The 25745-nt window shown below is 46.3% G+C and carries 24 protein-coding genes; 6 read left to right on the forward strand and 18 right to left on the reverse strand.

Annotation, left to right across the window (positions count from 1 at the left end; genetic code table 11):
* Positions 1-5: 5 nt before the first annotated feature.
* From QUA44_RS20940 to QUA44_RS20975, 8 genes are all read right to left on the reverse strand, one after another.
* A complete protein-coding gene (locus tag QUA44_RS20940; RefSeq protein ID WP_333253961.1) occupies positions 6-2573 on the reverse strand; it encodes a PBP1A family penicillin-binding protein in 2568 nt (855 codons plus the stop codon).
* A gap of 239 nt (positions 2574-2812) precedes the next feature.
* Complete coding sequence (chlG, locus tag QUA44_RS20945; RefSeq protein WP_333253890.1) at positions 2813-3823, reverse strand: chlorophyll synthase ChlG; 1011 nt, start codon at positions 3821-3823, stop codon at positions 2813-2815.
* A 293-nt stretch (positions 3824-4116) separates the two neighbouring features.
* Positions 4117-4599 carry a DUF29 domain-containing protein gene (locus tag QUA44_RS20950; RefSeq protein ID WP_333253888.1) on the reverse strand — a complete coding sequence of 161 codons (483 nt, stop codon included), beginning with the start codon at positions 4597-4599 and terminating at the stop codon, positions 4117-4119.
* Positions 4600-4625: 26 nt separating this feature from the next.
* Complete coding sequence (locus QUA44_RS20955; RefSeq protein ID WP_333253885.1) at positions 4626-5363, reverse strand: helix-hairpin-helix domain-containing protein; 738 nt, start codon at positions 5361-5363, stop codon at positions 4626-4628.
* A 202-nt stretch (positions 5364-5565) separates the two neighbouring features.
* A complete protein-coding gene (locus QUA44_RS20960) occupies positions 5566-5913 on the reverse strand; it encodes an NINE protein (RefSeq protein ID WP_333045272.1) in 348 nt (115 codons plus the stop codon).
* A 94-nt stretch (positions 5914-6007) separates the two neighbouring features.
* On the reverse strand, positions 6008-6220 hold the full coding sequence (locus tag QUA44_RS20965; protein WP_333067199.1) for a hypothetical protein: 213 nt from the start codon (positions 6218-6220) through the stop codon (positions 6008-6010).
* Between the two features lie 52 nt (positions 6221-6272).
* Entirely contained in the window at positions 6273-6515 is a 243-nt protein-coding gene (locus QUA44_RS20970) for a hypothetical protein (RefSeq protein ID WP_333253883.1), read from the reverse strand.
* A gap of 225 nt (positions 6516-6740) precedes the next feature.
* Positions 6741-8333 (reverse strand): type II CAAX endopeptidase family protein, encoded by a 1593-nt coding sequence (locus QUA44_RS20975; protein ID WP_333253882.1) that lies wholly within the window; start codon positions 8331-8333, stop codon positions 6741-6743.
* Between the two features lie 495 nt (positions 8334-8828).
* Here QUA44_RS20975 and QUA44_RS20980 point away from each other — a divergent pair, with 495 nt between their 5' ends.
* The 4 genes from QUA44_RS20980 to QUA44_RS20995 all read left to right on the forward strand — a co-directional run bounded on the left by QUA44_RS20980 (position 8829) and on the right by QUA44_RS20995 (position 12999).
* The gene (locus QUA44_RS20980; RefSeq protein ID WP_333253880.1) at positions 8829-10190 is read left to right on the forward strand and encodes a histidine phosphatase family protein; all 1362 of its coding nucleotides are present in this window, start codon (positions 8829-8831) and stop codon (positions 10188-10190) included.
* A gap of 318 nt (positions 10191-10508) precedes the next feature.
* Positions 10509-11825, forward strand: coding sequence for a dihydroorotase (locus tag QUA44_RS20985; protein ID WP_333253878.1), 1317 nt, complete (start codon positions 10509-10511; stop codon positions 11823-11825).
* A 117-nt stretch (positions 11826-11942) separates the two neighbouring features.
* Positions 11943-12698, forward strand: a complete 756-nt coding sequence (locus QUA44_RS20990) for a 4'-phosphopantetheinyl transferase superfamily protein (protein ID WP_333253876.1) — start codon at positions 11943-11945, stop codon at positions 12696-12698.
* Between the two features lie 52 nt (positions 12699-12750).
* Entirely contained in the window at positions 12751-12999 is a 249-nt protein-coding gene (locus QUA44_RS20995) for a hypothetical protein (RefSeq protein WP_333253874.1), read from the forward strand.
* A 4-nt stretch (positions 13000-13003) separates the two neighbouring features.
* Here the strand turns inward: QUA44_RS20995 and QUA44_RS21000 are convergent, their stop codons facing one another.
* Positions 13004-13744: a response regulator transcription factor gene (locus QUA44_RS21000; RefSeq protein WP_333253872.1), complete on the reverse strand. Its 741-nt coding sequence runs from the start codon at positions 13742-13744 to the stop codon at positions 13004-13006.
* Positions 13745-14277: 533 nt separating this feature from the next.
* On the opposite strand from QUA44_RS21000, the gene QUA44_RS21005 reads away from it, so the two are divergent.
* The gene (locus tag QUA44_RS21005) at positions 14278-15024 is read left to right on the forward strand and encodes a creatininase family protein (RefSeq protein ID WP_333253869.1); all 747 of its coding nucleotides are present in this window, start codon (positions 14278-14280) and stop codon (positions 15022-15024) included.
* 246 nt (positions 15025-15270) lie between these two features.
* On the opposite strand, the gene ndk is transcribed toward QUA44_RS21005, so the two are convergent.
* Complete coding sequence (gene ndk, locus QUA44_RS21010) at positions 15271-15720, reverse strand: nucleoside-diphosphate kinase (RefSeq protein WP_333253867.1); 450 nt, start codon at positions 15718-15720, stop codon at positions 15271-15273.
* Between the two features lie 888 nt (positions 15721-16608).
* On the opposite strand from ndk, the gene QUA44_RS21015 reads away from it, so the two are divergent.
* Positions 16609-17367 carry a hypothetical protein gene (locus tag QUA44_RS21015; RefSeq protein WP_333253864.1) on the forward strand — a complete coding sequence of 253 codons (759 nt, stop codon included), beginning with the start codon at positions 16609-16611 and terminating at the stop codon, positions 17365-17367.
* A gap of 1 nt (position 17368) precedes the next feature.
* Here QUA44_RS21015 and proB read toward each other — a convergent pair whose 3' ends face one another.
* The 8 genes from proB to QUA44_RS21055 all read right to left on the reverse strand — a co-directional run bounded on the left by proB (position 17369) and on the right by QUA44_RS21055 (position 25204).
* Positions 17369-18583, reverse strand: a complete 1215-nt coding sequence (gene proB, locus QUA44_RS21020; RefSeq protein WP_333253862.1) for a glutamate 5-kinase — start codon at positions 18581-18583, stop codon at positions 17369-17371.
* 95 nt (positions 18584-18678) lie between these two features.
* Complete coding sequence (locus QUA44_RS21025; protein ID WP_333253860.1) at positions 18679-19200, reverse strand: YqeG family HAD IIIA-type phosphatase; 522 nt, start codon at positions 19198-19200, stop codon at positions 18679-18681.
* A 149-nt stretch (positions 19201-19349) separates the two neighbouring features.
* A complete protein-coding gene (gene mltG / locus QUA44_RS21030; RefSeq protein WP_333253859.1) occupies positions 19350-20474 on the reverse strand; it encodes an endolytic transglycosylase MltG in 1125 nt (374 codons plus the stop codon).
* A gap of 246 nt (positions 20475-20720) precedes the next feature.
* Complete coding sequence (locus QUA44_RS21035; protein WP_333253857.1) at positions 20721-21299, reverse strand: DUF3727 domain-containing protein; 579 nt, start codon at positions 21297-21299, stop codon at positions 20721-20723.
* Between the two features lie 316 nt (positions 21300-21615).
* Positions 21616-22074 carry a Holliday junction resolvase RuvX gene (gene ruvX, locus QUA44_RS21040; protein WP_333253855.1) on the reverse strand — a complete coding sequence of 153 codons (459 nt, stop codon included), beginning with the start codon at positions 22072-22074 and terminating at the stop codon, positions 21616-21618.
* A 263-nt stretch (positions 22075-22337) separates the two neighbouring features.
* Positions 22338-23657, reverse strand: a complete 1320-nt coding sequence (locus QUA44_RS21045; protein WP_333253853.1) for a GNAT family N-acetyltransferase — start codon at positions 23655-23657, stop codon at positions 22338-22340.
* Positions 23658-23848: 191 nt separating this feature from the next.
* Positions 23849-25030 carry a F420-0:Gamma-glutamyl ligase gene (locus tag QUA44_RS21050; protein ID WP_333253850.1) on the reverse strand — a complete coding sequence of 394 codons (1182 nt, stop codon included), beginning with the start codon at positions 25028-25030 and terminating at the stop codon, positions 23849-23851.
* A complete protein-coding gene (locus QUA44_RS21055; RefSeq protein ID WP_333253848.1) occupies positions 25031-25204 on the reverse strand; it encodes a hypothetical protein in 174 nt (57 codons plus the stop codon).
* Positions 25205-25745 lie beyond the last annotated feature (541 nt).

The raw sequence follows: 25745 nt of genomic DNA on the forward strand, positions 1-25745 counted from the left end.
AGAGTTTAATATCCCGGTTCTTGATAAGCAGGTTCTTGATAAGCAGGTTCTTGATAAGCTGGCTCTTCATAAGCAGGTTCTTGATAAGCTGGCTCTTGCGGTGGGTAATACTTCGGCTGAGGATTGGGATTGTAAGGCACGATCGCACCATCCTCATTCACAATCATCCCCCGAATAATCCTCTTAGGCTGCACTGGTTTAGCTTTAATACTGCCCTTGCGGCCCTCCAACTCCGGCAACTTCGGAAACTTCTCAACCGGCATTCCCTTAACAGCTTGATTCATAAAATCGCGCCAATTGTAAGCCGCCGTACCGCTAGTTCCCCAGGTGGGATAATTGTCATCATTCCCTAGCCAAACGCCAGTCACCACCTGTGGAATATAACCGATAAACCACAAATCCCTGACATTTTCCGAAGTACCAGTTTTGCCAGCCACAGCGCGATCGTTTAAAGCAGCAGGCCCCCCCGTACCGTCTTGCACAACACCCTCCAACATCCAAGTAGTAATCGCAGCACTATCCTTATCCAAAACCCGCTTCGGTTTAAAATTAGCCTGATAAATCACATCTCCCCGCTGATTAATCACCCGCTTAATTCCGTGGGCTTCAATAAAATTCCCTTGCGAGGCTAAAGTACCGTAAGCATTGGTTAACTCCAACAAATTTACCTCCGAAGAACCCAAAGCTAGGGAATAAATCGGACTCAATTTCGATTTAATTCCCATATCGTTGGCTAATTTGATCGTCGGTTCAAAGCCCACATCCATCAACACCTTCACAGCTACGACATTCACCGAACGCGTCAAAGCATCAGACATCGATCGCCAACCGCTAAATTTTTTGCCATAATTATTCGGTTGATAGCCGTCGATAATAATTGGTTCGTCTTCGTAACCGTCATAGGGAGAAAAACCAGCAGCCATCGCCGCGGCATAAACCAACCCTTTAAACGTCGATCCGGGCTGCCGCAAAGCCTGCGTAGCGCGATTAAACTCACTTTCCTTAAAATTTCCGCCGCCCACCAGCGCCTTAACTTCCCCAGTCTTAGTGTCCATAGAAACTAAAGCGGCCTGTTCAAAACCCTGACGGCGGCCATCAACTTCGATCGCATCTTTAACCACCTGTTCCGCTATTTTCTGCCACTTCAAATCCACCGTCGTCTCAACAGTCAAACCACCAGCTTCCAAAGCATCCTGAGAAACATAGCGCGGCAATTCCTTCCGAATGTAACTAGCAAAATAAGGTGCGACTACTTTAAATCGCTTCGGCGGACTTGGTTTAACTGCGATAGGTTCCGCCATCGCCTCCTTCGCCTCAGCCTCTGTAATTACCTTTGCTTCCTGCATTTGTTGCAGCACAAGATTGCGCCGTTTCTTAGCAATATCGGGATTCACCAAAGGCGAATATTCGCTCGGTGCCGGCGGCAAACCCGCCAAAGTTGCCATCTCTGCCAAAGTTAATTTATCGACTGTTTTGCTAAAGAAAACCAAAGCCGCATCTGCCACTCCGTAAGCATCCGAACCCAAATAAACCAGATTTAAATATCTTTCTAAAACTTGGTCTTTACTCAACTCCCGCTCTATTTTCTGAGCTAAAAGAGCTTCCCGAACCTTCCGCCTAATACTTCTTTCCTGATTGAGAAAAACAACGCGAGCCAATTGTTGCGTAATTGTGCTGCCGCCCTGGACTAAATCTCTCGCTATCAAATTAGAAACAATCGATCGCACAATACCTTGATAATCCACCCCGCGATGTTGGTAAAAACGGCGGTCTTCTATGGAAATAAAAGCTTTAACCAACAGTTCGGGAATTTCTTTAAGTTGCAGTTTATCTCTAGTTGCAGGCCCCGACTGCAACAAAATCGTATTATCTGCCGCCTTAATTGTCAGCGTTCCGTCGCGGTTAAACGCTGACAAATCGTTAACATCGGGCAAACCTTTGTCTAAGGTGTACAAAATCCATAAACCGTAGATTAAAGCGCCCCCGCCTATACTAGCCACACCTAAACTTATCCAAAATTTAGGACGGCGGGGGATACGTTTTTTAGTATTTTCCTGCGGTGCGCTATTTTCCTCTAGTGCCGTATTTATCTGCAGTTGGGTGTTCGGCGATGCGCTATTTTCCGGCAATTCGCTACTATCCGATTTTTGGGGGGATTTAGTTCCCAGCAAACTTAATCCCGGCCGCAACAATTCTTTTCCCTTGGTTTGCAAGCTGGTAACTTGAGGTTCAATTTCCAACCACGCAATTAAGCGCTTCAACCCTTGCCAATTGCGATTGACTATTGGATATCGAGCGTATTCTGGCTCTAAATATTCTGACTCTAAATATTCTGACTCTAAATATTCTGACTCTTCTAGAGGCGCAGCATCTTCTGATACTACATACTCGGATCGCTCATCCCTTGTCCGTGGAGAAAATTCCGCCTCCGATTCCGGCGAGTTGAGCTTATTGCCCTTCGCATCCTTCGGCGGTTCTCGATCGGAATTACCGCTTATTGCGTTAGTGACTTTGCTCAATGTATCTTTGATATTTGAGAAAAATTCTGCCACGTTCAGACCTTCAAACCTCATCAAGTCCGATTAAAAATTAAAAATTAAAAAAGCTAGCTTTCTTAAATTCTTAATTTTTAATTCGACATTTTTTCTTGAATAACACGCTGCCTTGAATTAGGTTTTTTGAATTAAAAACTTTTTAATTCACCACTCAAAATTCAAAACTTTTCTTAACGCTGCAGAGCTTGGTATTTTTTTGAGAAGTGAATTAGATTTTTTGAATTCAAAATTTTTTAACTCAAACCTCAAAACTCTGCTTAACTCGCATGACCCAGTGCCAAGGCTGCTACCAGCATACCCAAAACCAGGAAAGGCTGAGCACTTGCCTGATATTTAACATCATTTTCCAGGGGATTACGCAAAAAGTACATATCCTGAAAAGTAATTTGGGGAATTATCAGCAGCAGCAGAATGACAGCGTAAAGGTTTTGGTGGATGCTGATCAGGTAGCCTGCAATCCCAGCTTGAAAGATGTCGATCATCAAAACGCAAATCCAAGCTGCGGTGCTGATGCCAAACATCACTGGTAAAGATTTTAACCCTAATTGCCGATCGCCCTCAACACTTTTGAAATCATTGACGATCGCAATTCCCAGCCCTGCCAAACTGTAAAACAGGGTCAAAATCATAATAGTGGGATCTAGTGTACCAAACAAAGCTTGACCCGCCCACCAAGGCAGGGCAATGTAGCTAGCACCCAGGGCATAATTTCCCAACCAGCCATTCTGCTTGAGTTTCAGCGGGGGCGCAGAGTAGATATAAGCTAGAAACGCGCCGCCGAGAGTCAAAACAGTCATTATCGGGAATTCATGACCCGCCCACAAGTCTAGAGCATAAGCCACCCCAATCCCAGCGGCTAATAATACCAAAATTTGCGTTACTACTTGGGGAATCGAGATGATACCGGAGGGAATTGGACGGTAGGGTTCGTTAATGGCGTCGATGTCGCGATCGTAAAAATCGTTCAAAGTTTGAGTGTAACCGGTCAGCAACGGCCCTGACATCAACATACAAGCTGCTGCGATCAAGAAATTCTCTAGGTTCCAAACATAGTTTCCAGAAGACGCCGCCCCGCACACCACGCCCCAAATTAAGGGAATCCAGGTAATCGGTTTCATCAATTGCAAGCGAATCTTCCAGATGGAAGTTTCCCCGCTAGCGGCCCCTTTCATGCCCAACAGTTGCCGAGTTTTGGCACCGCGGTTTTCGGTAGCAGCACTTTCCGGTGCAGCTTCTGGGGAGATTTGGGATGGAGGAGAGTCAGACATAATTTGATGTTAGCGGTACTGCTACTATTGTGTCGTTTTGCATTTCAATAATAATTCAGATAGCTTACCACTGATATTTAAGGCAGATTCTGGAAAACTTACCCTGGTTTGGAGTTTATGCTAGGGAAAAGTACGAGTTTCACAATATATTGAAATATCATTATTTTGTGTAAATGTCAAGATTATAAATACTTTTTTTATAATTTCGCGCTTGCCCGCCTGCTGGCGGAGATTTTTGCCCGCAGGTGCATTTAATGTCAATTACCAGGAGGCGATCGAGCTTTTTTGCCATACTACCCTTGAATCATCTCCTCTGGCCGAAAATCTGGCAAAAATTCAGAATCTAGAACCTCGACAGCACTGTAGATACATAATTTCGGAAACGTCTCTACAAGCAATCCAGTTTCAGCACTTGCTTGTTCCGCTGCATCCGCATAGCATTCAGCCAGTACCTCTTCAAGATATGGTTTGAGACTGGGGGAATCTTTCAGAGCTTTGCGAATGCGTCTGCGATGTTCGACAATGCTGCCTTTCCAACTACCGCTTCTTTGATCCGGTTGAAATTGCCACTTGAGCAAGTGCAGGAGAATTACCACCAGATTACTCTCTAAACTCCGGCGTTCACTTCGCCCCATGTCTTCTATTTCTGCAATCAGATTTTCCCAGTCGATGTTTGAATAGTCGCGAACCCGCAACTTTTCCACAGTGGTTTCAATCCATTTCAGGTAATCTGTATCATACAATTTTTGTCTGTCAACTTCTAATTTTGTTGTCATAAGCTGTTCGTGCTAACAACTGTAAATTAACAAATATGGCGGTAGGAATCAAAAGGCAGTCCCGTCCGCCGCTTGACTTCGACAACTGATTTGTAAGCGCCTTTTCTCTGCCTTTCTCTAACTATTTTTTCCGCAACATATCGATCTAAACCGCTGGCGATTAACTCTTCCGGCGAAAGAATATTTAACCGTTTCCAAGTAAACTGCAATTCTTTTTGATAATTATAGCTGAAGCAAATCATCGGGGCGATGCGTCTGACGTGACTTTCGGGAACTCCGGCTATTTCTGATAACTCTTCGGCGTGGGTAAAAATGTAGCCTTCGTTTTGCAAAGATTCAATATCGTTGGCGTAGACGATCGGCAAACCCAAGATTCTGACCATATCGTCTTTGGTACACTCATTAATATCTATTTTGCCGCGCACGTTTGCCAGTTCTTCGGCATTTGTCGCAGTTGCAGGAACCAGTAAACCTCTAGGTGCGGTTTTGATCAGATAGCGCTTTTTCAAACTAAAAGCAGTGACAATTTGAGCAATCCACACGATCGTACCCAAATTAGTTGAAGAAGATACCGCTAGTGCTGCTAAAGTAATGGCAACACCCCATCCCATCCAACTGCGAATATTTGACTTTTGGCCTGCATAGGCGATCGCCAATCCGCCGAAGTAGGGAATAAAAGCATACCACACCCAATTTGGAGTTTGACGCAGCCAGTATAAATCTTGAGACACTTTAATTTTATCCTTAAATAGTTGTGTTCTCACACTTATTTCAATTCCACTTTTTTAATAGTGGGCTTCCTTCTTCTTTCTTCTTACCAGAAAGAATTGGTTTAAAGCCCCAAGCCGGATCGGGAGAAATTAAAAGAAGACTATTCATTACTCCAATCCTCTTCCTTCCAGGTAGAGGTCGCTATCAACTATCAACTGTCAACTGTCAACTGTCAACTGAATTATTCCTTCTTAATTACAATTCTCGCAGCAGTTTTTGGCGTTTTTCTTCATATTCTTCGGCCGTAATAGCGCCCATATCGTAAAGTTTTTTCAATTCGCCGATCGCCCCGGTTACATCTTTTGCGGCTCTGAGGGCATACCCCGACGGCAACGTGCCGCCATTGTACTGTACCTGAAAAGCTTGTTCCGACATCAGCAGCAGCCCGATAAAATCGAAAAATGCGATCAGTGACGGAATTAATGTCCAAGAAAATAGCAAGTATAATACCCCTGCTAAGTTATTGCCCAAATAAAATTTGTGAACTCCGAAACCTCCTACAAAGAAAGCTAACACAACTGCTACGGTTTTATCTTTTACCATTTTTACTTTCCCCAGTTTTTTATTTTAACTTCCGCGATCGACCTTTAACTCTCGACATTTAACGAGCTAGCTAAGTAATCTTACTAATTTTTACTCATTTATTTGGGTTTTTGCGAAACTTAGACATCGCAAAATACAGCAGAACTATACCGGCTTGAGCTTGTAGAATGACCAAGTAGCCTCTCAAGAAATAATTTAGTTCGCTGCCTGAATTGAGAGAAAATATTAAAATTCCCAAGGCTGCGTAGGGTGCGAAACGCATCCAACTCGGCGTTCCCTCTAAGTTGCGGCTGTTCAAATTGCTCATTCGGTTTAAGCCTCATCCTAAATTAAAATTTAGCTATAAATTAGCCGGATTGTCAACTTCCGTTTGGTACGATCGCCCGCGTGAGTCTCTCAATCATCAGCCGACAAGATATTACTTCCATGTTAAACCCTGTTTTTCCGCTAAAGTAAGGAACCGGGGCGGGCAGATCTGGATCTGTTGCTGATATTACAGATATGGGTGAACCCGCCCCTATAGGAATTCGGGTTATTTTACCAGAAAGAATTGGTTTAAAGCCCAAAGCCTGCTCGGGAGAAATTAAAAGAAGACTATTCATTACTTCAATCCTCTTCCTTCCAGGTAGAGGTCGCTACCCGTGCGGTCAACTGTCAACCCTTCGACTTCGCTCAGGGCAAGCTGTCAACTGTCAACTGTCAACTGAACGGACTAGATATCAGGGGCGCACCGAGCACCCTACTGCTGTTTTTGGCAAGAGTCGATCGCCCTGACGATCGCTCTCCAAAAAACTCGATTAATTCACAATTATTAACAACCGCCCCAATTAACTCGCGCCGCCGCCCAAAAGAAACAGACTCAGGAGAGTCCCGCTGTTCCAAAGACTGTGGAGAAGCATAGGAGCAAGTAGATTGCGTGATCGCGTATACACAAACCCCAAAACCGCACCCAAAGTCGCCAAAGGCAGAATCTCAGAGACACTCAAGTGAGCCACCGCAAACAAGAAAGCAGAAGCTGCGATCGCCCCCCAAACAGGCAAATAGCGAGTCAGAGAAGGCAGCAGAAAGCCCCGAAACACGATTTCCTCAAAAACCGGAGCCGCGATCGCAGCAGTGCCGAAAAACACCACCAAAGCCACGTTGTCTCTACCTTCAAGGACGATCGGCAAAATCGGATTACTGCCACCTTGTCCCTGCCAAAATTGCTGATTGATCAGCGACACCAAAACTACCAAAGGCAAAGCAACAAAATAGCCGCCAAAACCCCACAAAAACCAACTTCCCCGCCAATTAATCCGAAACCAACCTTCCGGCAAAGGCAAAAAAGACTTGACTGAAAAATACAGTACCGAAAGCCCCCCAGCCGACAGCAACAAATAAGTAGCAAAGATATAAAAAGCCTTGTCGCGCGGGTCAAAAGTAGCAGGGTTGAGTTTTAAAACAGCCAGAGAAACAGGCAGCAACAAATAGGGAATCAAGATTTGCCCGACAAAGAAAAAGCCGACCACAAGCACCTGCCAAACAATCTCACCGTCCCAAGGCACATCCCAAATCAAGCTCGCATTTCGCGCCAGCACCGGGCCGGAACCTGCTGTATCTAACTGCTTCCGCTGCAACAACCACTGCACGGTCAAACCAACCAGCAAAACCGTACCAATACAAAGCGATATAGCCGGAACGCCCACTATAATTGCCAACTTTTCTACAGCTTGCTGGGCCGTTACTTGCTCTGCTGCTTGCAGCGCCACCAGCTCTTTAGAACGTTCTTGCAGCTTGTAAAGTTGAGCTAGAGCGCTATAGCGAAACCAGCCGTCCAAAGACTTTTGAATGCGAGGCTCGGCATCCGGCAGCAGTTGAGCCGGATTGCTCCAAATTCCAGTTAAAACTTTAGCAGTTACCACCGAAGAATCGTCATCACTTTTAGTTTGGTAGCGCTCAACTAAATTTTTCCAAGTTTGAAGCGCCGCCTCAGTTTTGCCGCTGCTTGCCTGCAAAATTCCCAAGCGCAAGTCAAGTTCGTTTAGCAGCACTGACTGTTGATCGATAGACTCTGACAAAGCCTTGTTTTGAGCCAAGTTCAGAGTATTATCAGCAGACTTGGAGGCGATGGCAGACTGAATTCCTTTAAATTGTGATTGAGTTGTTTCGAGAGTTTTGCGAGTCGAGTCTCGCGCTTCTTGATATTGCGTCAAAGCCGTATTTAAAGGATCTGCACCGACAATATTGTTGCGCGCCGAACTTAAATTAGCACTCTGATTATTTTCTCCTTGCCACTCCGAGGCGTGCAGCAGCAAATTTGTTTGGTAGAGTTCCAGCCGGCTTTGAATTTGCGGCTGATTCCAACTAGCAAGTAAAGATAAACCGACCAGGGCGATCGCGATCGCCGTTAAAATACCTAAAATAACCCGCTTCAGTGTCATTACTGCTTTTCCGTCCCGCGCGAATCCGTGACTAAATCTTTTCCGTCTTTCATCATAGGTTGTTGCAGACGAGAGTATCCCGACAACTGGTAAAATTTCACTGGCTCATCTTTTTGACTCCCCTCAACAAGACTTACGCCACAAATCCTCGCTCCGCCATGTATAAGTAAGGTGCGTACCATTGGTGTTAACTTAACGTCAAACCCAGTTATAGACTGATGTTGGACTATTAAGACCAGAGCCCCCCTAGCCCCCCCTTCATAAGGGGAGTAGGGGGTGGGACAGGAGTATTCTCAAAGTCCCCCTTCATAAGGGTGGGACAGGAGTCTTCTCAAAGTCCCCCTTCTTAAAGGGGATTTAGGGGGATCTAGACTTTGCCTAAAAGCGACATTTATCAGCGGTTTCAGGCTTAAGTTGACACCAATGGGTGCACGGCGCACTCGAAGCGCGGTAACAGGCTAAATCTAAAATCTAAAATCTAAAATCTAAAATCGAATGACTCGCATTATCTTAGTCCGTCACGGCAAAAGCACCTACAATCAAGAGCGCCGCATCCAAGGCCGCCTCGATAAATCAATTTTGACAGAAGCAGGCCGCAACGCCGCCCTGCAAGTAGGCGACACACTCAGCAGTATCGCCTTTGATGCCGCCTATACCAGTCCCCTGCAACGAGCCAAAGAAACAGCGGAAATCATCTTGTCGCGCTTGACAAATCCGCCACAACTGCAGCCAACTGATAAATTGATGGAAATCGATTTGCCTCTGTGGGAAGGAATGTTGCGCCAAGATGCTATAGACAAATTCCCCGAAGCATATCAGCAGTGGCAAAGACAGCCCGACAAATTTTCCATGAAACTGCCATCTGCTGATGGAGAAATCGAACACTTTCCAGTATTAGCCGTTTTTGCTAACGCCCGTCATTTTTGGCAAGAACTTTTATCGCGCCACCAAGACGGCACAATTCTAGTAGTAGGTCATAACGGAATCAACCGCGCTCTCATCGCCACCGCGTCGGAAATTACCCCGAATTATTATCAATCAATTCAACAGTCAAATTGCGGGATTAGCGTCATCAATTTTGGGCCTTCTCCTGTAGGTGGCGATGAAAAAACAGAGCAAAATAAGAAAATTGCCGTTCAATTAGAATCGCTGAATTTAACCGCCCATACCGGAGAAATTTTCCCGAAACCGAGGGACGGACACAGCGGCCCGCGCTTGTTGCTGGTTCGTCACGGCGAAACAGATTGGAATAAAGCAGGTAAATTTCAAGGACAAATAGACGTACCTCTCAACGATAACGGTCGCGAACAAGCTCGGCAAGCTGCAGAATTTCTCAAGGATATAAAATTGGATTTTGCGATTAGCAGTTCGATGCTGCGCCCGAAAGAAACTGCGGAAATTATTCTCAAATATCACGGCGGTTTGCAACTGGAACTCCGCGACGAATTGAGAGAGATTAGTCACGGACTTTGGGAAGGAAAGTTTGAATCAGAAATAGAACAATCCTATCCGGGTTTGCTTGATGAATGGAAAACATCTCCTGAAACAGTCCAAATGCCCGAAGGAGAAAACTTGGAGCAAGTTTGGAGTCGGGCGATCGCAGCTTGGCGAGAAATCGTACAATCAGTTTCTGGTACTGGGATTGTCGTTGCTCACGACGCCATTAACAAAGCAATTCTCTGCCATCTATTCGGTTTGGAACCCGAACATTTCTGGAAATTCAAACAAGGAAACGGAGCCGTTAGCGTGATTGATTATCCCCACGGCCCCGATGGTTTGCCGGTATTGCAGGCGATGAATGTGACCACTCATTTGAGCGGCGGCGTTTTTGACCAAACAGCAGCCGGAGCACTGTAATAGGTTTGTAGTGAGGACTGAAGTCCTCACTACAAACCTGATAAGCAATCCTAAATCAGTTGTACAAATATGTAGGGGTAGTGCCCCCGTGCCTACCCCAGCCGTCATTGGGGCAACCACGGGGGGTTTGCCCCTACAAGAATTACACAAATCATTGAGGATTGCTATATAAGTTTTGAAATGTTTGAATTTTTATGTTTGATATCGTTTCCGGTTGGATCGGAATGATTTAACCGCAGAGAACGCAGAGAACACAGAGGGAGACAAGAGAGATGAATAATTCCGATGAAGAGCGGATTTGATTATGAATTGTAATTTATGAGCCGCGAACTGCTACAAAATGTACGGGTGCTAGATCCAGTTTCAGAGAGCGATCGCATCGCTGATATTCTAATTACCGAAGGTAAGATCGAAGCCGTTGACAAAAAAATTACCGAGTTTCCCCCTGACACGGAAGTGCGGGATTGCCAGGGACTGATTTTGGGGCCGGGGTTAACTGATATCTACAGTCACAGTGGAGAACCGGGTTTTGAGGATCGGGAAACCCTGGAATCCTTGATGCAGGCTGCGGCGGCTGGCGGTTTTACGCGGCTGGCGATTTTGCCGGATACGTCGCCGCCTGTTGACAATTTGGCCGGTTTAGCTTTGTTGCAGCAACATATTCGCAATTTGCCGATCGGGCTGCCCCGCTTGTATTTTTGGGGCGCGCTGACAGCGGGCGTTAAAGGGCAGCAGATGGCTGAGTTGGGCGAGCTGGTCTCCTCTGCGGTGGTGGGTTTTGCGGACGGTTTGCCGCTGTCTAATCCGGCTCTGGTGAGGCGTTTGCTTGAGTATATCCAGCCTTTGGGCAAGTCGGTGGCTTTGTGGCCGTGCGATCGAACTTTGGCAGGAAATGGCGCGGCGCGGGAGGGTGCGGTGTCGGTGCGCTTGGGTTTGCCGGGAATTCCGGCGAGTGCGGAAACTTCGGCTTTGGCGGCAATTCTGGAGTTGGTGCCATCTGCGGGCACTCCGGTTCACATTATGCGCGTTTCTACGGCGCGCAGCGTGGAATTGATTCGAGATGCGAAGGCGCGGGGTTTGCCGGTGACTGCGAGTGTGACTTGGATGCACTTGCTGTTGAATGTCGGGGCCATTTCAGGAAACTCGAAAAATTCCGGCGGCGGGAAAAATGCTCTGACTGCTTCGTTGGCCTACGATCCGAATTTACACCTGGAACCGCCGTTGGGCAATCTCAACGACCAATTAGCGCTGATTCAAGCTGTGAAAGATGGCGTAATTGATGCGATCGCGATCGATCACAACCCACATACTTATGAGGAGAAAACTGTGGCTTTTGCTGATAGTCCGCCCGGGGCGATCGGCTTGGAATTAGCTTTGCCTTTGCTATGGCACGGACTGGTAGAAACTGGCGAATTTTCGGCTTTGGAACTGTGGCGAGTTTTGAGCGCAGGCCCTGCCGTTTGTCTCGGTCAAACTCCGCCCACGGCTGCACCGGGAGTCTCTGCTGAGCTGATTTTGTTCGACCCGGAAATGAGTTGGACTGTTGACGGGCAAAGTCTGAAGTCGCGATCGGCAAATACGCCTTGGTTGGGACAAAAAATAGCGGGAAAAGTTGTAAAAACTTGGATTTATTGACCGTTGGAATTGGGACTTATTTAACGAACCGCGAAGGGCGCGAAGGAAGAGAGAGAAGATAAAGAAGAATATCGGTAATTTGGTACGTGGAAGTTTTGGATCAAGCCGGATAAATATATGATTGCTGTCGTTCCTTCGTGGAATTCCACACCGCAAAACCTGACATTAGACATCAACGAAATTCATGTTTGGCGTGTCTCTCTGGCTCAAACAGAATCTTGCTTGCAGAGTTTACAACAGACTCTCTCTACCGACGAGCGGACAAAAGCCGATCGTTTCCACTTTCCAAAAGGTCGATCGCAATTTATTGTGAGTCGTGGGGCGCTGAGAGAAATACTGAGTCGCTATCTTACCATAAATTCTCACATTTTGCGCTTTGACTACAATCCCTACGGCAAACCCTCTCTCAGCGTCGCCCAAGGTGGAAATACCCTACGTTTCAATTTGTCTCACTGTCGGGAAATGGCTATAATTGCTATTACCAAAAATCGAGATATTGGTGTCGATATTGAAGGCATAAATCCAAGATTTCCTTTTCTGGAGATTGCTGAAAAGTTTTTTTCACCATTAGAAAACTCTGTGTTGCGTTTGCTCCCAGAACATCTCCAAGCCACTGCTTTTTTTACCTGCTGGACTCGCAAAGAAGCCTACATTAAAGCAGTCGGAAAAGGACTTTCTATTCCCCTGAATCAGTTTGATGTCAGCCTCGCACCAGGAGAACCTGCCGCGCTGTTAAATGTTGAAGGAAACTCCGAAGAAGCATCGAAATGGTCTTTAATTGAATTATTTCCCTGTTCAGATATGGTGGCGGCTGTTGCGGTTGCAGGAGATTGCTCGAAACTTCATTGTTGGGAGTGGAGAAGGGAGTTTTGATTTATACTGAGATGTTGCACCATTCTCAATAAGCTTTTTATGAACAGGCAAGATGCCTGTTCCACAAGAAAATTCAATCTTTGTGGAACAGGCATCTTGCCTGTTCTTGAGAATGGTGCAAGATGTGAGTTTATACCGCTCGCGAGCGGGTAAAAGAGAACGGCAACAGTTGCTGGAAGATATCTACTGGTTGCACCTGCAAGCTATTGTATGGCGCACCCTACATAGACAAATAAGGACACAAGAATGTTGTGTCCCTATGTCAATTCGACTGCAACTTGCTACCCTACAACTGATTTAAAAATTTAACCAAATCGATAGCCGAACCCGCGTACCGTAATGATATATTCCGGTTGGCCCGGATCTATTTCCAACTTTTCGCGTAGCCAGCGGATGTGAACGTCAACTGTTTTGCTGTCTCCGATAAAATCTTGGCCCCAAATTTTTTCCAGCAACTGATCGCGAGACCAAACTCGCCGGGGATTACTCATAAATAGTTCTAGTAAGCGAAACTGTTTAGGAGAAAATTTCACTTCTAGACCGCGAACCAACACGCGGCACTCTTCAGGATACAGAGTTATGCTCTTATATTGCAGCATCATCGGTTGCGGCAACTGACCGAGGCGCTGGCGCCGCATCAGCGCCCGACAGCGGGCGATAAACTCGCGCATTCCAAAAGGCTTTGTCAGATAATCATCCGATCCGGCTTCTAAATAAAAAGCGCAATTGTTGGCACTTCCTCTAGCACCGATAATCAAAATAGGGACGGGATTTCCTTGATGTCGTAACATTCGACACAGATCCAAACCGTTAATTGAATCCATAATTAACAGGTTAAAGGCAAATTCACCGTGGTATGACGAAGAAGCCTGTACAGAAGGCAGAGCGTTGCGCCCGTCGCTAGTAACCACCACCTCGTAGCCCTGTTCTTTAAGGGCTAAAGCTAGCATTTCCCGCAACAGATCTTCACCTTCCAATAACAAGATACGGCCGGCTTGTCCAACAGCCAACCTTGAAGGACTTTCGCTTAATTCAGCAGAAGACATAAATATCAATGGGAGTGATGTTTGTATGTGGCTAGCGCGAGGTACCTTCTTCAGTAGCTGAGGCACTCTCGCGCTGCGATCGCTTGTACGATCGCCATTTGTTTGATCGCTTAGAATCTTTCGCCAGTCCATCCCACAGACACGCGCTCGACCTTGGCTACTTGCTCGTGTAAGGAATACAGCCGTAGAGCAGTTGCCGGAACCGCGCTGTCTGCCTGCGTCCAGGCCACAGAAGTCTGGTCATTTTTCGGGGTCGGTGTTAATTTCATAAAACATTGCCCGCTGTTAATGGACCAGGTAACACCCAATCTATAGGGAGATGCTTGCTATACTACTCTTAAAAGGTTATTAAAAGGTAAAGTTTTGGTAATTAATTGGTTAAATTATTAAGGTTAAGTAATATAACTGTAAAGTTGCGATCGCACTGTAGAGCCTTTTTTAAGAAGACAATAAGAAGTTTGCCCAAAGTCCTTTTTTTCCCCGTGCCGGCTACGATCGACGATAGCAAGTAAAAATTCTGTAGACTGCCTATCATGTTGCTGCATTTGAGTACCTGGCCCGAGGTAGAAGCTTATCTCGATAGCTCCCGAGGCATAATTATCCCGATCGGCTCCACCGAACAGCACGGGCCCACCGGCTTGATCGGCACTGACGCCATTGCTGCGAGTGCGATCGCCCGCGGAGTCGGCGAAGCTGCCAATGCCTTAATCGGCCCGACAATTAATGTAGGCATGGCCTTGCACCACACCAGCTTTCCCGGCACAATCAGCCTCCGACCGCAGACGCTAATACTCGTAATCAGGGATTATATCACATCTTTAGCAAAATCTGGATTTGAGAAATATTTCTTTATTAACGGTCACGGCGGCAACATTGCCACAATGAAAGCAGCATTTTCCGAGACATACGCGCATTTGTCAGACTTAAATTTACCAAATGCCGATCGAATCCAGTGTCAAATCGGCAACTGGTTCATGTGCGGCTCAGTCTACAAACTAGCAAAAGAATTATACGGAAACCAAGAAGGTTCCCACGCCACCCCCAGCGAAATTGCCTTAACCCAGTACCTTTATCCAGAAGCAATCAAGCAAGCTCCGCTTTCGGAAGAAGTCGCTTCCGGGTACAAAATTTACGGTGCTGCTGATTTCCGCCGCCGATTTCCCGACGGGAGAATGGGTTCAAATCCCGGCTTAGCAACCCCCGAACAAGGTCAGCAGTTTTACGAATTAGCAGTCAAAGAATTGACTAATAATTATTTGGAGTTTTTAAGTTCCGATTAACGTTTTTTCTTCTCGTTACCAGGAATATTCTGGTAACGAGTAAAAATGTCAAACTCTTCTATATTTTACAGTTATGAGTGAGTCCGCGACAGGATAGTGTTATGTAGGGTGCGGATCTGCTCTATGGTTCAATGGAACTTGCAGATTGACGGGTGGCGACGCACCTTACTTACTACAAGATTGTGTGTACCACCTATACATGGAATATGCTATATCTCCCGATTAACCACCGGGAGAATATCAAAACTATTCCACAATCCAAGGATTTAAACAAGGTGTCCAAGCACTCAATTCTTCTTCCTTGAACCAGAGACTAATTTCCGCATGGGCAGTTTCCACAGCATCAGAACCATGAATAATATTGCGGCCTACATTCACAGCCAAATCGCCACGAATTGTCCCCGGTTCTGAATTCAGAGGATTTGTTGCGCCAATCATTTTCCTCGCCGAGGCCACAACGCCGGATCCTTCCCACACCATCGCCACCATCGGCCCGGAAGTGATGAAGTCTACCAGTCCCGCAAAAAAGGGTCTTTCTTTATGTACGCCATAATGTTGTTCGGCAAGTTCGCGACTCGCCGTGATTAGCTTCATGCCAACTAGCTTAAAGCCTTTGCCTTCAAAACGACCGATAATTTCGCCGACGAGTCCGCGCTGTACGCCGTCGGGCTTAATCGCTAAAAAAGTCCGTTCCAAGATTAACTCCTATAATTGTGTTAACTGATCCAAAAGATAGAGTAACTCAGAACGCACCTAAAGGCAATTCTGAGAATTGGAAATTGTCATTTGGAGACTTATGGCTCAATACGGTTCACTTAAGACAGATCCCCCCTAACCCCCCTTAAAAAAGGGGGGACAAGAATGCCCTCAAAGTCCCCCTTGCTTTCGGGGGATGCGAGGGGGATCTCCGGGGTATAAATAGTGTTAAGTGAACCGTATTGGCTTATGACCGCAGGAAGAAGGAAGAAGGAATAAGAAGAGGGAAGAGAAAAGAGGGAAGAAGCAATAAAAGCTAGGGTTAAAGAAACCGGGTTTCTCAGAAAATTTTTTGTTGAGCAGCTATGAATCTCCAAAAAAACCTGGTTTCGAGACTTCTATGCGTCTAGGACTGATTTGCATGGAGCACCGCGATTTTGTAAAAAGCATTTTTTAGCAGTGCGAACAGGATGCTCACTTGCCCATATAGCAATCCTTGCAGGAGTCGTAAACTTTTTACCCCACCCCAACCCTCCCCTTATCAAGGGGAGGGAGTAAGAAATTCACAAATGATTTAGGATTGCTATATAAGTTAATCAGCCTTTGAATTATCGGTAAATAAATAATCCAACTCTTGTGGGGTGGCTTTGAGCAACGCCTGAAATATGCAATCTAAATTTAGAACATTTTATCTCTAGCGAACAAGATGCTCGAACTTCTGGCATAATATGATACAAGTCACAATTTACTGTGACTGCCAACACTCTTACCTATGATCTCAAATACAAATATGTATGATAATAAACACAATTATTTAGGCTCGAAAATATAGATAATTAACGGAGGTATGAAGATTATCTTGACAGCAATTATTCAGGCGAAAAAAGTATGAAAGCCATTGTAGGATTCATTGAACCCAAAAAGCAAGAGTTTGCAAAATTGCCCTTGTTTGACTTTCTAGCCAATAAACAGATTCACGCGAATCAACGACTAATTTTTGCACCTGTACTCGCTCCTTTGGCTGTGGGATTGAGCGATTTAAATAAATATGTACTGCGAGAATCTTCTAGTAATAATAAAGTTCAGGAACTCATTAATAAATATACTTATAAAAAAAACTATTATTGGCACGACTATCTAGAATACCTAGAGGAACTGGGCTTAAACCAATTAATGAGTTACGGCGATTTCAGACTGCTTTGGGGTGAAGAAACTAAAAAAACTCGATCGCTTTGTTCCGTGATCGAACGCTACGCTTGGAAAGCCTCTCCCATTCAGAAACTGGTGTTAGTGGAAGTCCTCGAAGGAACTGCCCAAGTTTTTTTTGAGGCGGCGCTAGCAGTGGTAATGGAATTACAGCAAATTAACCAAAAAGAATCTGTTGATTTTGGAGGAGGTTATGGGGGTTTAGAAAATTATTACCTTTTAAACACGCCAGAGATGTTGCAACTTTTAGCAGAGATCAAACTTACTAATGCGGAATGCCAAGCAGCTTTAGAATTAGCACAAAATGTATTTGAACTGTTTACAGAAGCGATGAACGAGCTATTCCGGCACAGCCAAACAAATTCTTGCAAGACTGTGCTGCAAATATCCTCAATTTCTGCCTTCGCTCATTGCCCGATCGACTGTCTCGATATTTGTTAGTTTAAACAATTACTAAATTATCTCGGTGTACCGCCGTTTCTACGCCTGCATAGCCTAAAATCTCAGCAATTTTATCGGACTTGCAGCCCTGGATTTGTCTCAATTCTAAACTGCTATAATTCACAAGTCCTCTAGCAATTTGCTTGCCGGCTGCATCGCACAACTGCACGGAATCATCAGCTTGAAATTCTCCTTCTACTTGAGCAATACCCGCAGCTAAAAGCGATTTTCCGCTGTGGGAAATTGCCTTGACAGCACCCGCATCTAAATATAGTTTTCCGGCTGGAATTAGCACGTTAGCTATCCAGTGTTTGCGAGCGTTTACAGGGCGCGGTTGAGGCTCGAATTGAGTACCGATCGACTCTCCGTTAAGTATTTTCTCGATATTACCAGGAAAGCAGCCGTCAGTGATGACAGTCCGCACTCCCGATGCAGTGGCGATTCTGGCTGCTTCAATTTTTGTCACCATTCCGCCGGTTCCCCAACCGCTGCGGGAATCTCCTGTTTGCACCTGAAATTCTGTGAGCTGTGCCATACTTTGGACTAGGGCGATCGGCTGCGCGTCGGGATTGCTGCGCGGATCTGCCGAATACAGCCGATCGACATCCGTGAGTACAAACAACCAATCTGCCTCTACCAAACTCGCCACCAGCGCCGAAAGCGTGTCATTATCGCCAAATTTGAGTTCGTCTACCGCTACTGTATCGTTTTCATTGACGATCGGAATCACGCCCAACCTGAGCAGTTGTTGAAAAGTATTGCAAGCGTTAACATAACCGTTACGCTGCACTAAATCGCCCCTGGTGAGCAATACTTGAGCGATCGGCTGTTGCAGAGTAGTAAACAAGTCATCGTACACCCGCATCAGTCGCCCTTGGCCCACAGCCGCCACAGCCTGTTTCATAGCAATGTTTCGCGGGCGTTCCGTCAAACCCAAGCGCGCGCAGCCAACCCCAACTGCACCGGAAGAAACCAAAACTACTCGATGGCCTTGCTGCCGCAAATCAGCTAAAATTTCGACCAATGCAGCAATAGTTGAAAGAGCTAAGTTTCCTGTAGTCGATCGAGTCAGCGTCGAAGTTCCAATTTTAACAACAATAGTTTTAGTCTGTTGTCTGTTGACTGTTGACTGTTGACTGTTGACTGTTGACTGTTGACTGTTGTCTGTTGACTGTTGACTGTTGACTGTTGACTGTTGACTGTTGTTTGTTGTCATTAGTTACCTATGCCCTATGCCCTATGCCCTATGCCCTATGCCCTATGCCCTATGCCCAATTCCCTATGCCCTATGCCTTATGCCCTATGCCCTATTTAATCTTTAATTTTCAGAGAAGCCCCCAAAGCTTGAGAAACCCAAACTTCAAAAGAGCGCACCGGATACTTGCGAAGCGCATAGCCAGCATCAACCATTGGTTCCACTAAAATAGTGAACATACCCAAACGATTGCCAGCTAAAACATCAGTAAAAAGTCGATCGCCCACCATCGCCACCTGTTCCACCGGCAAATTCATCGCCGTCACTGCTGTTCGCAACTTGCGGCGCGACGGTTTAGCAGCACCCGTGATGTAAGGTAGATTCAAAGAATCAGCAATTCGACCGATCCGATTTTGACTTAAATTATTGCTCGCCAACCATAGCGATACCACGGGTTTAATTTCTTGCACCCACAAACTGAGTTCAGGAGAAGCATTCATTGCCGTAATGGGAACGAGAGTTTCGTCCACATCCAACACTAATCCTTTAATCTGATATTTCTGCAGAATATCTGCAGTTAAATTCACGACCGAATTGCCTAAAACTAAGTCAGGCTGTAGTAGTTTACCCCAAGTCATAATGATTTTAGCTTTTAGATTTTAGAGTTTAGATTGAAAAATAATAAATTGGGAGTTAAAGAGTCAAAAAGTAAAAAATCAAAAGTTAATAATTATGGCTTTTCCTTTGTTACTTTTGACTTTTTACTTTTTTATTAGTCATTGCCAATCTATGGATTCAATCGCAACTGCTGCTCAACTTTAGCAATAGCAGCATCGTGTTCCGCCTGCGTGCGACTAAAAATGTGAGTGCCGTCGTATCGAGCCATAAAATACAGATATTCTGTCTTTTCCGGAGTCAGAGTCGCTTCCAGACTTGCTATTCCCGGAGATGCGATCGGAGTTGGCGGCAGCCCTACATTGATATAAGTATTGTAAGGAGAAGGCGTTTCCACCTGCTTGAAAGTCAAAGGCTTCTCCTTCGTTTGCCTAATGCCGAGGGCGTATTCAACCGTCGGGTCAGAACCCAAGGTCATACCCTTATTCAGACGGTTGTTAAATACCCCAGAAATAAGATTGCGCTCGCCCGCCACCACAGCCTCTTTTTCCACAATACTCGCCAGCGTCACCCACTCTTTCAAATCCAGCTTAGTATTCTTCTGATTTTTTTGATATATCGGCAAAGCCAACTGCTCGAAACGACCGAGCATTTGCTTAATGACAGCTTGCGGACTAATTGCATCGCCGTCTAGCTGATAAGTATCCGGGTACAAAAAACCTTCCAAGTGAGGCAGGCCACTCGGTAACCAAGGGTACTGCGCGTAGGGAACTTGACTCGCCACCGCCATAAAATCCTTAGCCGGGAAAAAACCTTGCGCTTCAAAATAAGCGCTCATTTGTTGCAGCGACCACCCTTCTGGAATCGTGAAACTCTGCTGTACGACTTCGCCCTTCCAAATTTTTTCAGCAACTGCACTCAGGGGCTGAGTCGGCGACAGTTGGTAAGTTCCTGCTTGAAAACCTCCCTCGCGGTTTTGCAGAGTCAGCCAGCGGGCCCACATATTCCATGCCGAGCTCGATCGAATCAACCCTGCGGCCTCTAAATCCCGGCCGATTTTTTGACTGGGAGTACCCTCCGGGATTTGGATAGAAACAGCAGCATCCTCTGCCGGGGAAGTTGACGTTTCAGCTATTTTAGGCGGCGCCGAAGCCCAGCTCCACCAAGCCCAGCCCTGCCAAGCGCCAACTCCCCAGATTGCCGGCAGCAACGCCAGATAAAACAACCATTTAGAGACTTGCGGAGTACCTTTTTGGCTCTCGCGTGCGCTGCCTTTTGTCATTTGTTCTTTATTCATAGTCCGTTGTCCTGGATAAGTGGCGATTAACTAGCGACTAATGACTGATGACCTGCGATTGATGACCGAAAAGTTACGGATACAAGCCTTTTAAAAGACCCAATTCACGCGATCCCATTCAAAAGCCCGATCGCGAAGGCAGAAGTGCCATCTCGAAAAAGTTCGATCGGGCGAGCAGTTTACTTTTTTATAAAATAGTAAAAACTTCTGCTTTTTGCCATCAGGCCTTATGCCTGCAATTAATATCTAATCAAGCTCGTCAAAGAACTGGTCTTCCAGCATAGGTAACATCGGTTCCAGCCTTTGGAACTCTTCTTCCGAGAGCAATTCTGGCTTGCCGTCGTCATTCATTCTAGCCAAGATAAAGAACGGGTCGAGAGGCGTATAAATCGCATATTCCTGTTCTTCGTGGTAGAAACTGGTCAGCCACATCAGCTCCTCGAAATCCGACTCCTCATCTGGATCGACATCGGATGCCATATCCTCTTCGGGAAATTCCGGCAATTCGCCAACCACAGTCAGCGTCACCGCCGTGCGTCGGAGCGTCAAGTTCTGCTCTTGCAGTACAACTCTAGCTGTATCAAAAATTTTGTCAATTTCGGTCTCGTCTTCTACAGGAATTGCTGCTTCGTCGTTATCGTCTCCGTGCCAGGTAAAAATTTCTACGGGTGAGTCGATCGGAAGCAGCAAAGCGTATTCTTGATCTTCTAGGTTCATAGAATATTCTATGTTGCAAGTCAGCGATCGCCCAACTTCATCCGTCAGGGTGACGGACTCTTCGTGGGAATTGCCATTCTCTTTTTTGCGGTATGGGGATGAGGACATCGCGTGTATCTTAGTTTTCCGTCAATAATTCAGTAACGTTGGCTTGACAATTGGGAATTTTCGTGGCGATATTCTGGCTAAGTGAGCGACTATCGCCAGTCCACAAGCTTAAACCGCGAGACTCGCGGCCTTTTCCACAGGCGAGGAGTGCAGCGTTCAAATCTCAGTCGAGTCCGCAAGCGACACTGAGGACAAATCACGATTTTGTGCTTCTTCAGTACCAAGGGTACAGCAGAATTTTCTCCAGTTTGTCAAGGGTTACAGGTGTGCGTAGCAAACTTGCACAACCAGGATATCATGCCTCTGTTACAAGCTATCAAGGATTGGGAAGGGCACAGATATTTTGCCTCCGCTCGTCTAGCCACTGCTGCAAAATCAGGGCCGCTGCTTTGCGATCGATCGCACCCTTATTTTGGGACAGCGAAATCCCTGCTGCTTTCATCAATTCCTCTGCCTCAACCGAAGTCAGGCGCTCGTCCACGTATTCTAGGGGGAGATCTAAAGCTGTGGCGATGCGATTCGCATATTTCTGCACTTGTCGGGCTTGGGCCCCCAATTCTCCGCTCAGGGAGTAAGGCAAGCCGGCCACTAAAATTTGCACTCTCCGCTCTCGGACGAGCTCTCGGAGATAAGCTACGTCTCGATCAAAGGACGATCGTACCAGTGTTGTAATGCCCGTAGCTATTAAACCGGTGCCGTCACACCCGGCGATGCCGACTCGTTTGAGGCCGATATCTAATCCCAGAGCTGAAATCCATAATTTATCGTTGGACATTAATCAATTTTAGATTTTTAGATTTTAGATTTTAGATTTTAGATTTACTTCTTTCTTACCGGAATATTTTTTTTAACGAACCGCGAAGACGCGTTAGGCGAAGCCGCGCGTAAGCGCTAGCACGCGAAGGAAGAATGGAAGAAGTTGAGTTTGTTCGGTTTGTTGTGAGGACTTTAGTCATTTGATAATGATGACTAAAGTCCGAACGCTCAAACCGTTTTTATTGCTCGTAATTGAGCGGACATCATATCAAGAATTAAGTTTTACTCTTGCGAGTCGCCGTCTTGAGGCAATTCCGGCAAATAAGGAGGCACAATGCTGCTGCCATCTGTTGCTGCCGATTCAGAATTCTGGGAGTTCAAGGGGTTAACTTGATTCCCTTGACCGTTTCCTGAGTCCACCAAAAAGGGCTTGATCTCTGACGACGCGGGCCCGGCTGTGGCTTCCCCAGCCATCGGGCCGAGCCAGGACATCCGGCCGGGTACGGGTTTGCGAGTTGGCTGGAAGCTTTGCAACATCTCTGATAGCTGGAGTCCTTCGAGAGAGACCAACTTGGACTCGCGCAATTTGTGCCACACTGATCGAGACATCAGCAAACTGTGTTCCAGACGCAGTGCTCCAAATTGTTCTAAATAAGCTTCCCGTTCCGGTTGATAGTCAGCGGAAGCCAGTTGCAGGCTTTGAGCCGGGAAATCTTGAACGAGGCGCGCCATCTGGGACAGCAGTTCTGGGTAGAGCCAAGTGTAGGCTGGGTGTACAGTCAACTGGGCGACGTGCGGTTGGTGGCCGTTGCGGGATAGCTGCACCTGAAAATAGCCGATCGCGGCTTTGCGCTGCGGTTCAAACACGTAGCCGCTGACTACCTCGGTTTTGCCCAGCCACTGTCTGGCACCTTCGACTAAAGCGCCGAAAAAACTGGTTTTGAAGTCTTGAATGTGCCGATCGAATACTTGGCGCACCAGAGGGGGCATAGATGCGGTATCGAGTTGATACAGCAACTGAGCGTCGGCATTGCTGACCGGCAGCAGGTTGGGCAAATCTGGGGTCGCTGAGGCCATTTCTTGAAGGCGTTCTGGGGCGATCGTCCAGTATGTCATCTGGGCCAAAGGCTGAAACCCGTTTTGCCGATACAAAGCCAAGGAAGTTGTGTCACCGACATTCACTTCCAACAGCCACGTCCGCGCCTCCCAGACTGCCTCAAAGCAGTACCGCAGCAGCATGGAACCAATGCCTTTGCTGCGGGCTTCTGGGTCTACTCCGATGCGATCGATCCGCCAAGTGCTGCGGGTGCGGTTGAAAGGAGAAATCTGAATTATGCCCTTAACGCTCCCCTCTTCTTCGGCAACATGGGCACGGAACAGGGACTGACAAGGGTTGGGAAACAAGCTAAAAATCTTTAGCAGTCCGTACCAGCGACGAATCTGCTGCAACTTTTTACCTAGTACCAAGTCGCAGCTTGCACCCTTGCGTTTTTCTGGCTCTTCGGCTGTTTCCGCGCACAGTTGTTCCATCACCTCAATGTCGCGATACTGAAACGGGCGAATCACAACCTGGTTTTGGTTTTGGGAGGGAAATGAAGTCATAGCATACAAGTGGAGAAGGGAAATTTAAAAATAAAAATTCCGAAAGGGGAAGAGTTAGAGAAGTTTTGAGTTTTGAATGGGTAAATTTTGAGTTCAAAACTTATAACTTTTGATTCTTCTCCCTTTCTCGCTCGATCGAAAATTAAAAATTTCAAATCATCTTTTTGAATTTTTAATTTTCTGTTTTCAACTCAAGATTTTTGTGGCAGAGGTCGAATTACAACGACCGGTGTTCGCTCGTCACCATTCCCGGCGGGGTTGCTTCGCAAGGCTTGCTCTAAGAATGTTACCGATAAATCGGAGGTCGCTGCTAATATCTTAACTGCTTTCAAGTCATTAGCGTCTACGATCGCCGCCGAAAGCCCGGTTTCTCGTTGAATTTCTTCTACAACTTGCTGAGGATTGTCTGGGCCGAGGACAATAAATTGGTCGAAGGGAGGCAAAGTCCCAGTAACGTCGTCGATCAGCCTGGCTTGTTCCCCTGCTAGTTGGTAAAATACTCCCGGTTTGCCAAATATTTTGGCCACAGCGCCGATCGCAAATGCTGCGACTACGCGCCAAGGCCCCACTACATCCACCAAAGTTTGCATTCCGCAAGCCGTGGCCAAACTCGACATCGGCAAGAAAAACAAACAAACTCGCTTTGCTACCCATCCGGGTTTAACTTCGCTGGGATGGTGGTAGCGTCCCTGCATCAAAGCTAGGGGAGTTTCTGCAAGGGCGACAATATCGCCTTTCTGGGCGCGCGGCAGCACGTAGCGCTTGACAATTTCGACGGGATCGTCTAGTTCCGCCAGTATGTGGGTGCGAATCGGCAAAACTTCGGCAACTCCGACATTGCGGGCGACGGGTACGGTGTCCGAGTTGGGAAATTGCAGCGGGACTACTACGTTGCGGATTTTGGGGATGCGCCCGCCGGGGCCGTAGGTGACGAAATGTATTTGCACCCAAGCTGACTGCAATTTGGTTAAATCTTGCCCTTGAATGTCTACAGAAACTTTGATTTTGGTGGTTTTTTGGGCTTTTACAATATAGCCGAACCAGTAATCGTCCGATCGGGCTTTTGCGTCTTTGTGACAAGGAATCACTTTTGTCTGGAAAGTCACGCCATCCAAACTTGCGTCTGACAGCAGTTTCACCTGTGCGCGCACTTCCGGCAACATCACCTCGAACCGCTGTGTCAGGTTGCGGAACTCCATTTCGCCGACTAAAAGATAGCGGTTGGGTTCGGAGATGGCTAAGTGCCATTCTCCGGCTGTTAGTTCTAGTTTATTTGCACTTCCAGTCCGGCGATAGTTCAACTCTAGGCCCAATCCGCCCAATGCTAGCAGCGAACCGGCTGCTGCGATTCCTGTTGCTAAAGTCTCAATCACTCAAATCACCGCCAATAATATTTTGTGTTTACTGTAGTCGATATCGGGTACTTCGATCGCCGATCCGGTAGTAATTGGATTGTGCTGAGTTTGTTGAGGGCGATCGAACTTATGCCCAATTACACGTAAGTGCGATCGCGCGTCTGTGGCTAAAGCGGTCAATTTGCTGTTCAAAGAGCTCTCCTCGTGAGTTAGATCACTCCAAAATCTGGCGTTGCTTAATCAGGGTATGAAAAAAATCAGTTGAAAATCCCGAATTTTTGTGGATACTGGTTTCTATGACTTGCATATTTAGCCTTTCCTACCGTAAATCAGCAACGTCTACCAAACAAATCACTTAATTCAATAATTTAATAGTTAAATATTTTTAATATATATATAATATTTTTTTGAGACGTTAAGTTATAAGCTGGTTCTCCACATTTTTTTAGAATATTTATTAATCATTTAATCACTAAGTAGTCAAACAAAACTAATTACACAAACAACTAATATGATATAATAAAAAATATCAAGTTGTGTTCAAAGAGGTTTTATATGTTTTTACTTCGAGATATTAACCCACTTTCCTTAAAATTGCTAAACCGAATTTATCGCGAAAGCAGACATCATCAAGTGCGCCAAAGAGCACATTTTTTGGGAGCATCCCGGTTTTGCAAAAGCCTCAAATAGCCAAGAGGTCGTTGAGGTAAGCACAACGAAGTTTTAGCATTTG

The sequence above is a fragment of the Microcoleus sp. N9_A2 genome, assembly GCF_036701775.1.
GTDB lineage: Bacteria > Cyanobacteriota > Cyanobacteriia > Cyanobacteriales > Microcoleaceae > Microcoleus.

Coding starts and splice junctions, on each gene's coding strand:
- QUA44_RS20940 (WP_333253961.1), bottom strand. CDS start 2,573: ATGAGGTTTGAAGGTCTGAACGTGGCAGAATTTTTCTCAAATATCAAA.
- chlG (WP_333253890.1), bottom strand. CDS start 3,823: ATGTCTGACTCTCCTCCATCCCAAATCTCCCCAGAAGCTGCACCGGAA.
- QUA44_RS20950 (WP_333253888.1), bottom strand. CDS start 4,599: ATGACAACAAAATTAGAAGTTGACAGACAAAAATTGTATGATACAGAT.
- QUA44_RS20960 (WP_333045272.1), bottom strand. CDS start 5,913: ATGGTAAAAGATAAAACCGTAGCAGTTGTGTTAGCTTTCTTTGTAGGA.
- QUA44_RS20965 (WP_333067199.1), bottom strand. CDS start 6,220: ATGAGCAATTTGAACAGCCGCAACTTAGAGGGAACGCCGAGTTGGATG.
- QUA44_RS20970 (WP_333253883.1), bottom strand. CDS start 6,515: ATGAATAGTCTTCTTTTAATTTCTCCCGAGCAGGCTTTGGGCTTTAAA.
- QUA44_RS20975 (WP_333253882.1), bottom strand. CDS start 8,333: ATGACACTGAAGCGGGTTATTTTAGGTATTTTAACGGCGATCGCGATC.
- QUA44_RS20980 (WP_333253880.1), top strand. CDS start 8,829: ATGACTCGCATTATCTTAGTCCGTCACGGCAAAAGCACCTACAATCAA.
- QUA44_RS20985 (WP_333253878.1), top strand. CDS start 10,509: ATGAGCCGCGAACTGCTACAAAATGTACGGGTGCTAGATCCAGTTTCA.
- QUA44_RS20990 (WP_333253876.1), top strand. CDS start 11,943: ATGATTGCTGTCGTTCCTTCGTGGAATTCCACACCGCAAAACCTGACA.
- QUA44_RS20995 (WP_333253874.1), top strand. CDS start 12,751: ATGCCTGTTCCACAAGAAAATTCAATCTTTGTGGAACAGGCATCTTGC.
- QUA44_RS21000 (WP_333253872.1), bottom strand. CDS start 13,744: ATGTCTTCTGCTGAATTAAGCGAAAGTCCTTCAAGGTTGGCTGTTGGA.
- QUA44_RS21005 (WP_333253869.1), top strand. CDS start 14,278: ATGTTGCTGCATTTGAGTACCTGGCCCGAGGTAGAAGCTTATCTCGAT.
- QUA44_RS21015 (WP_333253864.1), top strand. CDS start 16,609: ATGAAAGCCATTGTAGGATTCATTGAACCCAAAAAGCAAGAGTTTGCA.
- proB (WP_333253862.1), bottom strand. CDS start 18,583: ATGACAACAAACAACAGTCAACAGTCAACAGTCAACAGTCAACAGTCA.
- QUA44_RS21025 (WP_333253860.1), bottom strand. CDS start 19,200: ATGACTTGGGGTAAACTACTACAGCCTGACTTAGTTTTAGGCAATTCG.
- mltG (WP_333253859.1), bottom strand. CDS start 20,474: ATGAATAAAGAACAAATGACAAAAGGCAGCGCACGCGAGAGCCAAAAA.
- QUA44_RS21035 (WP_333253857.1), bottom strand. CDS start 21,299: ATGTCCTCATCCCCATACCGCAAAAAAGAGAATGGCAATTCCCACGAA.
- ruvX (WP_333253855.1), bottom strand. CDS start 22,074: ATGTCCAACGATAAATTATGGATTTCAGCTCTGGGATTAGATATCGGC.
- QUA44_RS21045 (WP_333253853.1), bottom strand. CDS start 23,657: ATGACTTCATTTCCCTCCCAAAACCAAAACCAGGTTGTGATTCGCCCG.